Genomic DNA, 13,698 nt, shown 5'->3' with positions numbered 1-13,698 from the left:
CCGGTCCGGCCCTCCGTGCCGGTCCGTGCGCCACCTGAGGTGGCCACGGGCTGCTCACCGGGCTCGTGATGCCGCTGCTCAGACGGCGGCCAGGAGCGGCTCGCCAGCCGGGGTCCGGGTTTCGTGCCCGCCAGGCCGGACGGCGGTCGACCCATGACGGCGACCGCACCGGCAGCCACGTCGCCACCCATGGTCACGCCGCAGGCGCGGACCATGGGTGGAGCGCCCCGATCCGGTCAACTTTACATAATGTGCATTATCGAATCTTCGGAGAGGGGTCGGCCCGGCAGGTCGACGACCGTTCGGCGTTCAGCCCGGTGGCCCGCAGCGCGGCGTCGGTCGGCCCGGCAGTGTGCGACGGGTGCGTCGCCGTGCGGTTCCGGAGAGGAACCAGGGAGATCGGCGGGCCGGGCGCGGCGCGGTGTCCGTCTCGGCGTCGGGTCAGCGGGTCGCGCTGTTTCCCTTCTCGACCGCGACCAGGGATCCGCTCTCCATCGCCACCCACACCAGGCGGTCCTCGACCCACAGGCCGTGCGGTTCCCGCCCGGGCAACTGGTGGAGGGTCACGTCTGCGTCCGCGGTGATCCGGGCCAGCTGGGCGGTGCCCCAGAGGGTGACCCAGCATCCGCCGTCGGTGTCGGCCGCGACGGCGTGGGGCCGACAGGCGGGGTCGGCGAAGCTGATCTTCTCTGTCGAGCCGGACGAGTCGACCCGACCGACGCAGCCGCCGGCGATGTCCGCGTACCAGATCCCCGTGGCGCAGGCGGCGATGCCGACCGGTGCGGCCGGTGCCCGGCCGCCGGGTAGTTCGACGGTCCGTACCGCGCCGTCGTGCACGTAGGCGAGGGCGCCGGCAGCGTTGAGCGCGACCCACGGTCGTCCTGCGTCGTCGACGGTGAGCATCGCCGCCCGCGCGTCGGGAATCGGCAGGTCGAGCATGGTGATGTCCCCCGATGTGGTGACGATCCTGCCGATCTGGTTGAGCCCGGGTGCGGCGAACCAGACCTCCCCGTCCGGTGCGGCGGCGATGCCGTAGGGCGCTGAGCCGGGTGCCAGGTCGATAACCGTGTGGTCGCCGTGGAGGTCTCGGCGGCTGAGCCGGTCGTCGGTGCTGGTGCACCAGAGCGCGCCGTCGGGGGCGACGGTCAGCTGCATCGGATGGCCGTCGCTGTGTGGGAGGCGTTCGTGGCGCACCGCGGAGGTGGCCCCACCGCCGGTGGCGGTGTCCGCGGGATCGAATCGCGCGAGTCCCGGCGGGGTCACCAGTGTCATCCACAGGTTCCCGGTGGTGTCCCCGGTCACGGCATACGGGGCCCAGCCCGGTGGCAGGGCCACCTCGCGGTGCGGCGCTGTCTCAAGTGGTGACATCAGCTCTCCTTAAATGCTACGGATGTAGCATTAGCTGCCTGCGTCGGGTGCGCAAGTCCCTTTCCGTGCCCCTGGGCGAGCACCGGGCCGGCTACAGGCCGCCGGCGACGCGCAGCACGGTGCCCGTGGTGTAGGTGGCGTCGGGGCCGAGCAGCCAGGCGACGGCGCCGGCGACCTCGTCGGGCTCGCCGGCGCGGCCCAGTGGGATGCGCCCGGCGGCGGTGTCGGGTCGGTCGGGTACGCCGGAGTCGGCGTGGATGTCGGTGCGGATGATGCCGGGGGCGACGGCGTTGACCCGGATGCCGCGGGGGGCGAGTTCCTTGGCCAGACCGATGGTGAGGGTGTCGGTGGCGGCTTTGACGGCGGCGTAGTGGACGTACTCCCCCGGGCTGCCGAGGGTGGCGGCGGCGGAGGAGATGTTGACGATGGCTCCGCCGGAGGTGAGTCGGCGGGCGGCCTGTTGGGCGCAGAGGACGTAGCCGATGAGGTTGACGTCGACGACCCGGCGCAGGTCGTCGGGGCGCAGGTCGGTGAAGGGGCCGATGGGGCTGGTGACACCGGCGTTGTTGACCAGGGCGGTGAGGGGGCCGAGGTCGGCGGCGGCGGTGAAGAGGCGGTCGATGTGGGTCGGGTCGGTGGTGTCGGCGGGGACGGCGACGGCGCGGCGGCCGAGGCGGTGGATGTCGGCGGTGACGGTGGCCGCGGCGGCGTGGTCGCGGCGGTAGCCGATGACGAGGTGGTGGCCTTCGGTGGCGAGTCGGCGGGCGGTGGCGGCGCCGATGCCGCGGCTGCCGCCGGTGATGATGGTGACCGGAGTCAATGCGGTACTCCCCCTGTGGGCCTGGCGTGCGGTGGGCCGACGGTACCGCGGGTGGGCGGGGTGCACGGGTTGCGGTGCGGTGGTGGGTGGGTTGGTGGGTCGATCGCTTACGCTCACCGCGTTTCGGACGGACCGGTGGAGGTGTGTGGTGGGTGTGAGTGTCGGCGATCTGGTGGAGGATTTCGAGCTGCCGGATCAGACGGGTACGCCGCGGCGGTTGTCGGAGTTGTTGGCGTCGGGGCCGGTGGTGTTGTTCTTCTATCCGGCGGCGATGACCCGGGGGTGCACGGCGGAGAGTTGCCATTTCCGGGATCTGGCGGCGGAGTTCGCGGCGGTGGGTGCGCAGCGGGTGGGGATCAGTCGGGATCCGGTGGCGAAGCAGGCTGAGTTCTCCCGGTTGCACGGGTTCGACTATCCGTTGTTGTCGGATGTCGAGGGTGTGGTGGCGCAGGCTTTCGGGGTGCGGCGGCGGTTGCCGTTGGGGCCGTTGAGCACCCGGCGGATGACGTTCGTGATCGGGGTGGATCGGCGGGTGCTGGCGGTGGTGCACAGCGAGTTGGGGATGAACGAGCACGCCGACGAGGCGTTGCGGGTGCTGGGGGGTTGATCTTCCGGATGTCGCCGTCGACTGGTATCAAGGCAGGAATGACACACGTGTACGAAAGAGGGTTGTGATGGTGGGCCAGGGTTTGTCCGATGACGAGGTACGCGGCATCCGGGAGGCGTTGACGGCGGGGCGCAAGCCGAAGGTGGTGTTCACCGCGTCGGCGGGGCAGATCGCCGGTCAGGTGGGTCAGGTGGTGGAGCTGACCGATCCGGCGGTGTCCGACGAGTTCGTGGTGGTGCGGTTCGGGCGCGACGAGTTGCCCTTCTCCCCCGCCGATGTGGCGGTCGCGCCGCGGGGGGCGGGTCGTCGGGTGGTGGAGGCGAAGGCGGAGCCGGTGGTGGAGCAGGTGGAGTCGATGGCGAAGGCGGAGCCGGAGTTCGTGCTGGACACCCCCCGGGTGCCGGTGCAGCGGCGGGAGGAGTCGAGGGTGGAGTCGAAGCCGGAGCCGGTGGTGGAGAAGCCGGCGGCGCGTCGGCCGGCGAAGGTGGCGAAGCCGAAGGGTCCGGCGGGGTTGACGGTGACGTTGGCGTACGCCGACGGTGAGTGGACGGTGGCGGCGCAGCAGGGGGCGAAGGCGTTGGCGAAGCCGTACGTGGTCAAGCCGGCGGAGGCGTTGCGGATGGTGGCGCTGGTGGATGTGCCGGGGGTGCAGGAGGCGGTGGAGCAGATCCTGTCGGCGGAGCGGTCGGAGGCGGAGCAGCAGGCGGAGAAGTTGCGGGCGGAGTTGGCGGAGATCGAGGCGCGGTTGGCGGAGTTGCGCGAGGCCCGTTGAGGTTGGTTCGTGGTGGGCGGCCCGGCGGCTGTTGCGGCGGTCGGGGCGTCACCGCGGCGCGGGTGGGTGCGTGTGCCGGGGTGGTGTAGCGGCCGGTGTGGTGCGGTGGGGGCGTTGTGGCCGGTCGCGCGGTGGGTGCCGGAACCTGTGGGGGTCAGAAGTAGTCGCCGAGTTGGGCGGGGCCGGCGGCGGCGAGCAGGTCGAGGGGGGCGGGGTCGGTGCCGGTGGGGTGGTGCAGCAGGCCGGCCTGGGCGATGGTGCGGGCGGTGGCGGCGCCGGTGTAGAGCAGGGCGAAGCCGCGCACGGTGAGGTGCAGGTCGGCGGGGGTGGTGGTGCGGCGTAGGTCGGCGTCGCCGTTGGTGATCTCCAGGTGCCAGGTGCCGGTGTTCCAGTCGGCGAGGGGGTCGTCGAGGGTGAAGGTGGTGGTGCCGTGCAGGTGTGCCGGCCAGCCCCGGTCGCGGATGGCGCGGGTGACGTCGACGGGGCGGTGCATCCAGGTGTCCTGTTCGTGTTCGCGGGCCTTCTCCACGGGCAGGTGGGGGGTGAGGGGGTCGCCGGACAGCAGGGTGAGGCGCAGGGTGGGGGCGACGCTGTGCCAGCTGGCGAGGATGCCGACGAGTTCGCGGGCGGCGTCGGCGGTGGTGGCGGTGAGGTCTTCGATGGTGAGGGTGCCCTGGTCGCCGTAGCCGTCGCGGCGGTTCCAGCCGGCGTAGCCGACGAGGTGGCCGTGGTGTTCGACGAGGGTGAGGCCGTCGTAGGGCAGGGTGTTGGCGGTGGTGTGGCGGGCGCGGTGGTGTTCGTGCAGGGGGCCGGTGCGGGCGAGTAGGCCGCGACGGTGTCGGGTGGTGTGGGTGTGTAGTTCGTCGACGGCGGTGAGGTCGGCGGAGGTGCCGGGGCGGACGGTGAGGTGTGGGCTGGGCTGGTGGCGGGTGAGCAGGGCGGTGGGTAGGTCGACGGTGCGTAGGGTGCCGGCGGTTTCCCAGCCGCAGGCCCGGTAGGGGGCGGCGACGGTGGGGAAGAGTGCGCTGATGGCGGCCCCCCGGTCGTGTGCGCCGCGCAGCAGGGTGGTGAGTAGGGCGCGGGCGACGCCCCGGCCGCGGGCTTCGGGGGTGACGGCGACGCTGGCGATGTCGGCGGCGGCGACGGTGTGGCCGTCCCACCACTGGCCGTGGTGCAGGTCGACGGCTTTGCCGATGAGGCGGCCGGTGTGGTCGAACGCGCCGTAGCGGGTGGTGCCGGGGGTGTTGGTGGGTGGTGGTGGGGGTTGCGGGTCGGAGCCGAAGGCGGTGCGGCCGAGGTGCCAGGCGGCGGTGGCGTCGTCGTCGGTGAGTTCCCGGACGTGGGGGGTGTGGTGCATGCGGGCGACGATAGCGGTGGGTGGGTGGGGTGGCGATCGGTTTGTGCCGGGGCGCGTTGCGGGGCCGGTGCGACCCCCTCGCCCCGGCCCCGCGTCCCCGCGCCCCTCGCGCGCTTTCAGTGTTGCGGGATGTTCTGTACCCCGATTCGCTTGCGGAACACCCAGTAGGTCCAACCTTGGTAGGCGAGGACGATCGGGGTGAAGATCACCGCCACCCAGGTCATGATTTTCAGGGTGTAGGGGGTGGAGGCGGCGTTGGTGGCGGTGAGGGTGCCGGCGGGGTCCAGGGTCGAGGGCATGACGTTGGGGAACAGGGCGGTGAAGAGGGTGGCCACGGCGAGGGCGATGGCCAGGGCGGTGCCGGTGAACGCCCAGCCTTCGCGGCGTACCCGGGCGGCGGCGAGTACGCCGATCAGGGCGAGGGCGGCGCCGACGGCGAGCACGACGGCGGCCGGGTTGGAGCGGATGGTGAGGGTCCAGGTGAGGAAGGCGACGGCGACGACGGCGGTGCCGGCGCCGAGTCGGACGGCGAGGGTGCCGGCGCGGTGGCGGATGTCGCCGGTGGTCTTGAGGGCGAGGAAGACTGCGCCGTGGGTGAGGAACAGGCCGAGGGTGGTCAGGCCGCCGAGCAGGGCGTAGGGGTGCAGCAGGTCGATCAGGCCGCCGACGTATTCGTGGTCGGCGTCGAGGGGTACGCCGCGGAAGATGTTGGCGAAGGCGACGCCCCAGAGTAGGGCGGGGATGGCGGAGCCCCAGAAGATGGCGTGGTCCCAGCGGCGTTTCCAGGAGGCTTCGGGGCGTTTGTGGCGGTATTCGAAGGCGACGCCGCGGGCGATGAGGGCGAGCAGGATGAGTAGCAGGGGCAGGTAGAAGCCGGAGAAGAGGGTGGCGTACCACTCGGGGAAGGCGGCGAACATGGCGCCGCCGGCGGTGATGAGCCAGACCTCGTTGCCGTCCCAGACGGGGCCGATGGTGTTGATGAGGACGCGGCGTTGCCGGTCGTCGCGGCCGAGGATGGGCAGGAGCATGCCGACGCCGAAGTCGAAGCCTTCGAGGATGAAGTAGCCGGTGAAGAGCACGGCGACGAGGAGAAACCAGATGGTGGTGAGTTCCACGGTGGGGCTCCGGGTCAGTAGGCGAAGGCGAGCGGGCGCTCGGCGTCGTCGGGGGTGGGGGTGACGTCGGGTACGCCGGCGCGGGCGTAGCGGATGAGGAGTTTGAATTCGATGACGGCGAGGACGGCGTAGATGAGGGTGAAGGCGGTGAAGGAGGTGAGGACTTCGGTGAGGGAGACGCTGCGGGAGACGCCGTCGCGGGTGAGCATTTCGCCGAAGACGATCCAGGGTTGGCGGCCCATCTCGGTGAAGATCCAGCCGAAGGAGTTCGCGAGCAGCGGCAGGGCGGGCATGATCAGGCCGGCGCGCAGCAGCCAGCGGTTGGTGGGGGTGCGGCCTTTGCGTTGGGTCCAGAGGATGAGCAGGGCGATGGCGGCGGCGGCGAGTCCGAAGCCGATCATGAAGCGGAAGCTCCAGTAGGTGACCGGGATGATCGGGGTGTAGCTGCCGGGGCCGTACTGGCTGGCGTACTGGGCCTGGAGGTCGTTGATGCCGTGGACGGTGCCGTTGGGGTCGCCGGTGCCGAGGTAGGACAGCAGGTAGGGGATCTTGAGGGCGAAGACCTCGCGGCTGCCGTCGAGGCTGCCGATGGTGAGTACGGAGAACGAGGCGGGGCTCTCGGTGGTGTAGAGGCCCTCGGCGGCGGCCATCTTCATCGGCTGCACCTGGGTCATGATCTTGCCTTGGATGTCGCCGGTGAGCAGGACCAGGGTGGAGGAGATCAGGACGACCCAGGCGCCGAAGCGGGTGGCGTACCGGTAGGCGTCGGTGTCGGGGCTGGTGCGGTGGCGCATGAGGTGCCAGAGGCCGACGGTGGTGACGAGGGAGCCGGCGACGAGGAAGGCGCCGGCGAGGGTGTGCGGGAAGGTGATCAGGGCGACCTTGTTGGTGAGGACGGCGACGAAGTCGGTGAGTTCGGCGCGTCCGGTGTCGGGGTTGAAGCGGTAGCCGACGGGGTTCTGCATGAACGAGTTGGCGGCGAGGATGAAGTAGGCGGACAGGTTGGTGCCGATGGCGGCGGCCCAGATGCTGGCCAGGTGCAGGCGTTTGGGGAGCCGGTCCCAGCCGAAGATCCACAGGCCGATGAAGGTGGATTCGAGGAAGAAGGCGACGAGGGCTTCGATGGCCAGGGGTGCGCCGAAGATGTCGCCGACGAAGCGGGAGTAGTCGGACCAGTTCATGCCGAACTGGAATTCCTGCACGATGCCGGTGACGACGCCCATGGCGAAGTTGATCAGGAAGAGTTTGCCGTAGAACTTGGTGAGTTTGAGGTATTTCTCGTCGCCGGTGCGGTGCCAGCAGGTCTGGAGGATGGCAACCAGGACGGACAGTCCGATGGTCAGTGGTACGAAGAGAAAGTGGTAGACGGTGGTGACACCGAACTGCCAGCGGGCGACGTCCAACGCGTCCACCGAGATCCCCCTGCCGTTAATACTACGAGACGTAGTAAATACTACTGCGTGTCGTAGCTCGGGTGGCAGGGCCGGGGGTCCCGATCCGGCCCGGGACCAATGACCCTGATCACCACAGGCCGCACGACCCGGGTCCGGCCCTCCCCCACACCCGTGCGACCATCGGCGACTGATGGACACCCCGCCCCCCGGCTGGCAGCCACCCCTGTTCTGGCGTGCCGCCCAACTGTTCGCCCGGCTGGTCGTCGCCCTGTTCGCCCGGCTGGAGGTCAGCGGGGACGTCCCCGCGCACCTGCGCCGGGGACCACTGATCCTGGCCGCCAACCACATCAGCCCCTTCGACCCCATCGTGCTGGGCGCCGCCTGCCGCGCCCGGGGCATGGCACCCCGCTTCATGGCCACCGGCGGGCTGTTCCGCACCCCGGGCCTCGGCGCGCTGATGCGCCACGCCGGGCACCTGCGCGTCGACCGGGGCACCACCGGCGTACGCCGGGCGCTCGACGACGCCGCCGCCGCGGTCACCGCCGGGTCGGTGGTGCTGGTCTACCCGGAGGGACGCATCGGCCTGGACCCCGGCATGTGGCCCGAACGCGGCAAGACCGGCACCGCCCGCCTCGCCATGGCCTGCGCCGCCCCGGTGGTGCCCGTCGCCCAGTGGGGGTCGCACGAGGTGCTGCCCTACCGGGCGCCCCGGGGGATGCTGCGGGCGCTGGCCCGGGCGCTGGTGCACCGCCCGGTCATCCGGGTCCGCTTCGGTGCGCCGCTGGACCTGCGGGACCTCTCCCCCACCGCACCCGGTGCGGCCCGCCGGGGCACCGACCGGATCATCGACGCCATCACCGACACCCTGGCCCCGCTGCGCGCCGACGAACCCGACCGGCCCCGGCACGTCGACCCGGGCCGCCCCGTCGACACCAGCCGGGTCCACCGCCGCCCCACCGTCAGCTGACCCGCCACCCACGGAACACGTTGCCGGTCGGCCACCCGGGGGTCGCCGCGGACGGGCATACTGCGTTGCGTGCTGATCCGTCCCGGTTTCCTGGACGCCCCCGCCCCGCTGGCCTTCGCCCACCGTGGGGGTGCCGCCGACGGAGACGAGAACACCGTCGCCGCGTTCACCCGGGCCGTCGACCTGGGCTACCGGTACGTGGAGACCGACGTGCACGCCACCGCCGACGGGGTGTGCGTGGTCTTCCACGACGCCACCCTGCACCGGGTCACCGGGCAGCGGGGACGCATCGCCGACCTGCGCTGGGCCGACCTGGCGTCGGTGCGGGTCGGCGGTGCGACGGTCGTACCCCGGCTCGACGAGGTGCTGGCCGGGTGGCCGCAGGTCCGGTTCAACATCGACGTCAAGGCCGACGGTGGGGTCGCCCCGGCGGTGGCGGCGGTGACCCGGGCCGGCGCGGCCGACCGGGTGCTGCTGGCGTCGTTCAGTGACGCCCGGCTGGCCCGGTTGCGGGCGGCCACCGCAGGGCGGGTCGCCACCGGGCTGGGCATGCGGGGGGTGGCCCGGCTGTGGTGGGCGTCGCGGCACGGCCGGCCGGTGCGGCTGCCGGAGTCGGTGGTGGCGGTGCAGGTGCCGCCCCGCTACGGCGGGGTGCCGGTGGTCGACCGCCGGTTCCTGGCCTACTGCCACCGGTCGGGGTTGCAGGTGCACGTCTGGACGATCGACGAACCTGCCCAGATGCACGACTTACTGGATCGTGGTGTGGATGGCATCATGACCGATCACGTCGGCGTGCTGCGCGACGTCTACCGCAGCCGCGGCCACTGGGCCGCCTGAGCCCCGAGGACCATGATGGCCGACCCGGTCACCACCCCCACCGCCGTCGACGCCCCGGCGGGTCTGCGCCGGGAACGGCGTGGCTGGTACCTGTACGACTGGGCCAACTCGGCCTTCCAGACGACCGTCATCACGGTCTTCCTCGGCCCGTTCCTCACCACCGTCACCGAGTTGGCGGCCGGCTGCGAACTCGGCGCGGACAGCTGCGACGGGTACGTGCACCCGTTGGGCATCCGGATCGCCGCCGGCTCGTACTACCCGTACCTGATCTCGTTGTCGGTGTTCCTGACCGTGTTCGTGCTGCCCGTGGTGGGGGCGATCGCCGACCGGACCCTGCACAAGAAGCGGCTGCTGGCCGGGGCGGCGTTCACCGGGGCCGGGGCGACCGTCGCGATGGCGTTGGTCACCGGCGAGCGGTACCTGCTCGGTGGGGTGTTGTTCCTGGTCGCCAACATCGCCTTCGGGGCGGCGGTGGTGGTGTACAACTCGTTCCTGCCGCAGCTCGCCGGCCCCGACGAACGTGACGCCGTGTCCAGTCGCGGCTGGGCGATCGGTTACCTCGGTGGTGGTGTGCTGCTGGCGTTGAACCTGGTGGCGGTCACGCTGCTCAGCGAGGACGACAACCCGCAGCGCACCCTGGACCTGGCGCGCTGGTCGATCGTGTCGGCCGGGGTGTGGTGGGCGGTGTTCACCCTGGTGCCGTTGCGGTGGCTGCGCGACCATCCCACCGTCGAGGCGGTACGCGGTGCGGGCCGCAACGTCGTCACCGACGGGTTCCGGCAGCTGGGGCGGACCCTGCGGGAGGTCAAGGCGTACCCGTTGACGTTGTACTTCCTGCTGGCGTTCCTGGTCTACAACGACGGCATCCAGACGGTGATCACCCTGGCCAGCCAGTACGGCACCGAGGAGCTGCGGCTGGGGCAGAGCACCCTGATCGTGACGATCCTGCTGGTGCAGTTCCTCGCCTTCGGTGGGGCGTTGGCGTTGGGGGCGTTGGCCCGGCGCATCGGCGCGTGGAAGACGGTGCTGCTGTCGCTGGTGCTGTGGACCGGGGTGATCATCGGGGCGTTCCGGCTGCCCGCCGAGGCGCCGCTGCCGTTCATGATCCTCGGTGGGGCGATCGGTCTGGTCCTCGGCGGCAGCCAGGCGTTGAGCCGGTCGCTGTTCAGCCAGCTCATCCCCGCCGGCAAGGAGGGCGAGTACTACGGGTTCTACGAGATCAGCGACAAGGGCACCAGTTGGCTCGGCCCACTGGCGTTCGGGTTGGTCTTCCAGCTCACCTCCTCCTACCGGGTGGGTCTGGTGTCGTTGCTGATCTTCTTCGTGGTCGGGTTCGCGTTGTTGGCGGCGGTGCCGATGCGCCGGGCCATCATCGCCGCCGGCAACACCCCGCCCCGGGTGCTCTGACCATCGGCCCGATCCACCCGTGCCGATGGGCTAGGCTGCCCCGACGTGACCGACGACGCCGCTGCCACCCCTACCTGCCTGGCCCGCCCGCTTCCCGGCCCGGATGACGGCGGGGCCGGCTGCGCCGCCGCGCGGGGCGTCGACGGCCGCCCGTTGCACGCCGCCGCGTTGAAGTTCTTCTGGGGTCCGATGGACTGCGGCAAGTCGACGATGGCGTTGCAGATGAACTACAACCACGCCCGGCAGGGGCGGCGGGGGCTGGTCACCACCCGCATCGACAGGTCGTTGGGCCCGCAGGTGACCACCCGCATCGGGTTGGCCCACACGGCGGTGGAGGTGACCGACGAGTTGGACCTGCGGGCCCTGGTCCGCGACACCTGGGCCGAGGGGGTCCGCATCGACTACCTGATCTGCGACGAGGCGTCGTTCTACGACGTGGCGCACGTCGAGCAGATGGCCGAGCTGGTCGACGGCTACGACGTCGACGTGTACGCCTTCGGCCTGGCCACCGACTTCCGGTCCTGCCTGTTCCCGGCCGCCCGGCGGTTGTTCGAACTCGCCGACGAGGTGGCCCGCATCCAGGTGGAGGTGCTGTGCTGGTGCGGCCGGGAGGGCCTGCTCAACGCCCGGGTCGTCGCCGGCCGGGTGGTCCGTGAGGGGGCGCAGGTCGTCATCGGGGACACCGTCGACACCGCCGACGTGCGCTACCAGGTGCTGTGCCGGCGGCACTACCGCTCCGGCGACCTCGGCCCCCGGGCCTGAGCGGACGGGTTCAGTACGGGTCCCCGCAGACCCGCCACCTGCCGTCCTCCTTCACCACCGGCAGTTGACGCTGCTCGGCGGCCCCACCGTCGCGGGTGACCCGCACCGCCACCTCACCGGCGGGCCGACCCCCCTTGGTGCGTACCGACACGTCGAGGATCTCGTAGCCGGTGACCACCGGTGGGGTGCGGACCCACCCGGCGAAACCGATCTCGCTCCACCGGCCCCGGGTCTGCGCGCACAACCGGCGGTAGGCCTGCTCCACCTGCCCCGCGGACAACTCCCGGAAGAACCCGTCGGCGGTCTCCCGCACCGGGCCGGTCGCGCCCACCACGACCTGCGCGTTCCACACGCCCAGCCCGGCCACCCCGACCAGGCACAGGCCGGTGGCGAGGCCACCCAGGAACAGCCCGGTGCGCACCGGGCGGTGCCGCCGCGCCGGTCGGGTCCACGCCTGTTCCACACCCATCACCTGCGACGGTATGCGGGCGGGGCGGTGCCGCGCAGCCGCTTCGCCCCTGTCGCGCCGCCGCGCCGATCGTCTACCGTCGGCGCACACCCCTGGTGAAGGAGCGACGGATGAGCCGTTACGTGCAGCCGGTGACGGACATCGACGACCCGTACGCCGGGGACGGGTTGCTGCGGTCGTGGTTGACCCGGCAGCTCGGGCCGGCCGGGCACGCCGCCGCGCAGGACCAGCTGACCGCGCTGGCCGCCGACGTGGTCGGGCCGTTGCGGGCCGCGCACGCCGACGCCGAGGCCCACCCGCCGACGCTGGTGCGTTACGACCCGTGGGGTGCCCGCGTCGACCGGATCGACACCAGCGCCGGTTGGCAGGCGCAGCGGGCCGCCGCCGCCCGGCACGCCGTGGTCGCGTTGCCCTACCTGGAGTCGGCGCGTGGCAGGTGGGGGGCCGCCGCCCGCGTCGTCCAGCACGCCCTGCTGCACCTGTACGGGCCGGAGTCGGCCACGTTCTCCTGCCCGGTGGCGATGGCCGACGGGGCGGCGGCGCTGCTGAGCAGCCCCGACGTCGACGTGCAGGTCCGTGACGCCTGGCTGCCCCGGTTGATCGCCACCGACCCGGACACGGCGATCGTCAGCGGGCAGTGGATGACCGAGTCGCAGGGCGGTTCCGACCTGTCCGGCACCAGCACGCTGGGGCGGCCGGCCGCCGACGGGTCGTGGCGGCTGACCGGGGAGAAGTGGTTCTGCTCGGCGGCCGACGCGACGGTGGCGGTGGCGTTGGCCCGGCCGGAGGGCGCCGGGCGGGGCAGCCGGGTCCTCGCCCCGTTCCTGGTGCCCCGGTACGCCGCCGACTCGCCGCTGGCGGGGAGCACCGCCGCCGCGCACCACCCCGCACCGGGGGTGGTGGTGCACCGGCTGAAGGACAAGTTGGGCACCCGGGCGTTGCCGACCGCCGAGATCGGGTTGCGTGACGCGTACGCGTTGCCGTTGGGTGACCCGGTGGTGCCGGGCCTGGTGCGGGCGATGACCCTGGTGGTGGTGACCCGGGTGCACAACGCCTCGGCCGCCGCGTCGGGGATGCGGCGGGGTCTGGCCTACGCGCTGGCGTACGCGCGCGGCCGGCACGTCGCGGGTGGGTCGTTGCTGGACAACCCCCTGCACCGGGCCACCCTCGGTGCGTTGGCGGTCGACGCGGCGGGCGCGTTCGCCCTGGCCGGGCATGCGTTCGCGTTGCTCGGCCGGGTGGAGGTCGGTGGTGATCCGCAGGCTGCCGCCGAACTGCGGGTGGTCGCGCCGTTGGCGAAGCTGGCCACCGGTCGGCTGGCCGTGGCCAGTGCCGCCGAGTACGGGGAGGCGTTCGGCGGGGCCGGTTACGTCGAGGACACCGGGGTGCCGAGGTTGCTGCGCGACGCCCAGGTGCTGCCGATCTGGGAGGGCACCACGAACGTGTTGGCCCTGGACGTGCTGCGCGCGGTCACCCGGGAGGACGCCGGCGCACCGCTGCTGCGTCGGTTGGCCGGGGCGGTGGACCTGGCCCGACCGTTGTCCCCGGCACTGGCGGACACCCTCGCCACGGTCGTCGGGGAGCTGCGGGACACCCTGGGTGAGGTCACCGCCGAACCGGCTGCGGTGGCGGTGCTGGCCGGCGCGCGTAGTCTCGCCCTGCGGATGGCGTACGCGCTGGCCACGGCGTTGCTGGTCGAACACGCCGCCTGGGGTGACGGGCAGGCCGAGGTGGCCGCCCGGTTGTGGGCCCGGCGGTGGCTGCGGCACGAGGACATCTCCGCCGACGCCCACCACCACCTCGACCTGCTCTGCTGACCACGA

The 13,698-nt window shown here is 72.1% G+C and carries 13 protein-coding genes; 7 read left to right on the top strand and 6 right to left on the bottom strand.

Translation table 11 applies throughout. The features are described 5' to 3' along the window. Nucleotides 1-441: 441 nt before the first annotated feature. Together AB0K25_RS21935 and AB0K25_RS21930 are read right to left on the bottom strand one after the other, a co-directional pair. The gene (locus AB0K25_RS21935; RefSeq protein ID WP_363822334.1) at nt 442-1,368 is read right to left on the bottom strand and encodes a hydrolase; all 927 of its coding nucleotides are present in this window, start codon (nt 1,366-1,368) and stop codon (nt 442-444) included. Nucleotides 1,369-1,459: 91 nt separating this feature from the next. Further along, nucleotides 1,460-2,188: an SDR family oxidoreductase gene (locus AB0K25_RS21930; RefSeq protein ID WP_219462046.1), complete on the bottom strand. Its 729-nt coding sequence runs from the start codon at nt 2,186-2,188 to the stop codon at nt 1,460-1,462. A 148-nt stretch (nt 2,189-2,336) separates the two neighbouring features. On the opposite strand from AB0K25_RS21930, the gene AB0K25_RS21925 reads away from it, so the two are divergent. After that, complete coding sequence (locus tag AB0K25_RS21925; protein WP_308290743.1) at nt 2,337-2,795, top strand: peroxiredoxin; 459 nt, start codon at nt 2,337-2,339, stop codon at nt 2,793-2,795. A 67-nt stretch (nt 2,796-2,862) separates the two neighbouring features. Next, nucleotides 2,863-3,567: a hypothetical protein gene (locus tag AB0K25_RS21920; RefSeq protein WP_363822331.1), complete on the top strand. Its 705-nt coding sequence runs from the start codon at nt 2,863-2,865 to the stop codon at nt 3,565-3,567. Nucleotides 3,568-3,721: 154 nt separating this feature from the next. Here the strand turns inward: AB0K25_RS21920 and AB0K25_RS21915 are convergent, their stop codons facing one another. The 3 genes from AB0K25_RS21915 to AB0K25_RS21905 all read right to left on the bottom strand — a co-directional run bounded on the left by AB0K25_RS21915 (nt 3,722) and on the right by AB0K25_RS21905 (nt 7,451). Continuing rightward, nucleotides 3,722-4,924, bottom strand: coding sequence for a GNAT family N-acetyltransferase (locus tag AB0K25_RS21915; protein ID WP_363822329.1), 1,203 nt, complete (start codon nt 4,922-4,924; stop codon nt 3,722-3,724). Nucleotides 4,925-5,040: 116 nt separating this feature from the next. Continuing rightward, nucleotides 5,041-6,039, bottom strand: a complete 999-nt coding sequence (gene cydB, locus AB0K25_RS21910; RefSeq protein ID WP_363822327.1) for a cytochrome d ubiquinol oxidase subunit II — start codon at nt 6,037-6,039, stop codon at nt 5,041-5,043. A gap of 14 nt (nt 6,040-6,053) precedes the next feature. Beyond that, nucleotides 6,054-7,451, bottom strand: a complete 1,398-nt coding sequence (locus tag AB0K25_RS21905) for a cytochrome ubiquinol oxidase subunit I (protein ID WP_363822325.1) — start codon at nt 7,449-7,451, stop codon at nt 6,054-6,056. A gap of 172 nt (nt 7,452-7,623) precedes the next feature. Here AB0K25_RS21905 and AB0K25_RS21900 point away from each other — a divergent pair, with 172 nt between their 5' ends. The 4 genes from AB0K25_RS21900 to AB0K25_RS21885 all read left to right on the top strand — a co-directional run bounded on the left by AB0K25_RS21900 (nt 7,624) and on the right by AB0K25_RS21885 (nt 11,406). Beyond that, nucleotides 7,624-8,400 carry a lysophospholipid acyltransferase family protein gene (locus AB0K25_RS21900; RefSeq protein WP_219462036.1) on the top strand — a complete coding sequence of 259 codons (777 nt, stop codon included), beginning with the start codon at nt 7,624-7,626 and terminating at the stop codon, nt 8,398-8,400. 69 nt (nt 8,401-8,469) lie between these two features. Beyond that, on the top strand, nt 8,470-9,237 hold the full coding sequence (locus AB0K25_RS21895; RefSeq protein ID WP_219462035.1) for a glycerophosphodiester phosphodiesterase: 768 nt from the start codon (nt 8,470-8,472) through the stop codon (nt 9,235-9,237). A 15-nt stretch (nt 9,238-9,252) separates the two neighbouring features. Then, entirely contained in the window at nt 9,253-10,644 is a 1,392-nt protein-coding gene (locus tag AB0K25_RS21890) for an MFS transporter (RefSeq protein WP_219462033.1), read from the top strand. A gap of 45 nt (nt 10,645-10,689) precedes the next feature. Beyond that, complete coding sequence (locus AB0K25_RS21885; RefSeq protein ID WP_208565933.1) at nt 10,690-11,406, top strand: thymidine kinase; 717 nt, start codon at nt 10,690-10,692, stop codon at nt 11,404-11,406. 10 nt (nt 11,407-11,416) lie between these two features. Here the strand turns inward: AB0K25_RS21885 and AB0K25_RS21880 are convergent, their stop codons facing one another. Further along, nucleotides 11,417-11,875 (bottom strand): hypothetical protein, encoded by a 459-nt coding sequence (locus AB0K25_RS21880; protein ID WP_219462031.1) that lies wholly within the window; start codon nt 11,873-11,875, stop codon nt 11,417-11,419. A gap of 110 nt (nt 11,876-11,985) precedes the next feature. Here AB0K25_RS21880 and AB0K25_RS21875 point away from each other — a divergent pair, with 110 nt between their 5' ends. After that, nucleotides 11,986-13,692 carry an acyl-CoA dehydrogenase family protein gene (locus tag AB0K25_RS21875; protein WP_363822322.1) on the top strand — a complete coding sequence of 569 codons (1,707 nt, stop codon included), beginning with the start codon at nt 11,986-11,988 and terminating at the stop codon, nt 13,690-13,692. The last annotated feature ends 6 nt before the right edge of the window (nt 13,693-13,698 follow it).

The sequence above is a fragment of the Micromonospora sp. NPDC049257 genome (genome assembly GCF_040678915.1).
GTDB lineage: Bacteria > Actinomycetota > Actinomycetes > Mycobacteriales > Micromonosporaceae > Micromonospora > Micromonospora antibiotica.
Note: the sequence above shows the minus strand (reverse complement) of the source record. Positions and strands in the feature narration are given on the sequence as shown.

Excerpts from the sequence above, each read along its gene's own strand:
- AB0K25_RS21935 (WP_363822334.1), bottom strand. The coding sequence starts at position 1,368 with ATGTCACCACTTGAGACAGCGCCGCACCGCGAGGTGGCCCTGCCACCG.
- AB0K25_RS21920 (WP_363822331.1), top strand. The coding sequence starts at position 2,863 with ATGGTGGGCCAGGGTTTGTCCGATGACGAGGTACGCGGCATCCGGGAG.
- AB0K25_RS21915 (WP_363822329.1), bottom strand. The coding sequence starts at position 4,924 with ATGCACCACACCCCCCACGTCCGGGAACTCACCGACGACGACGCCACC.
- AB0K25_RS21900 (WP_219462036.1), top strand. The coding sequence starts at position 7,624 with ATGGACACCCCGCCCCCCGGCTGGCAGCCACCCCTGTTCTGGCGTGCC.
- AB0K25_RS21890 (WP_219462033.1), top strand. The coding sequence starts at position 9,253 with ATGGCCGACCCGGTCACCACCCCCACCGCCGTCGACGCCCCGGCGGGT.
- AB0K25_RS21880 (WP_219462031.1), bottom strand. The coding sequence starts at position 11,875 with ATGGGTGTGGAACAGGCGTGGACCCGACCGGCGCGGCGGCACCGCCCG.
- AB0K25_RS21875 (WP_363822322.1), top strand. The coding sequence starts at position 11,986 with ATGAGCCGTTACGTGCAGCCGGTGACGGACATCGACGACCCGTACGCC.